Origin of the sequence: Methanoculleus sp. UBA413, assembly GCF_002502935.1 — an archaeon.
Taxonomy (GTDB): domain Archaea; phylum Halobacteriota; class Methanomicrobia; order Methanomicrobiales; family Methanoculleaceae; genus Methanoculleus; species Methanoculleus bourgensis.
In genome coordinates this window covers 1-310 of record NZ_DAQR01000046.1, presented here as the reverse complement: position 1 = coordinate 310, position 310 = coordinate 1, and the positions used below count along the sequence as shown (strand labels likewise).

At 61.3% G+C, this 310-nt stretch carries 1 pseudogene; it reads left to right on the top strand.

The annotated features are described in order from the left end of the window. Positions 1–222: pseudogene (locus BP858_RS03540) on the top strand (hypothetical protein); the annotation flags it as partial. Positions 223–310: the final 88 nt, after the last annotated feature.

Sequence of the window (310 nt, the reverse complement as noted above, 5' to 3'; positions counted from 1 at the left end):
GGGCCGGTCGCCAGGATCTTCGGTGTTTCCAGGGGAAGCGTGTACATGCTCTCTTCTACCGGGAGTTCGAGCATCTCTTCAGGGTATTTCCCCGGGAGTCAGCTCGAGCGTATCAACGAGATCGTGATGGACCGTATCACCAGCGGGAGATATGATTACCGCAAAACAGCATCTGACCGGAGCAGCCCGGTTGTCGATGAGGGAGCCCCGAAAAGACTGTGAGACCACGGTGGGGTCCCGGAATGGTCCGGTGGGGTATCATCCCCCGGGCGGCGGAACTCGCAGACCCCTCCTCATAGCCCCCCCCCCC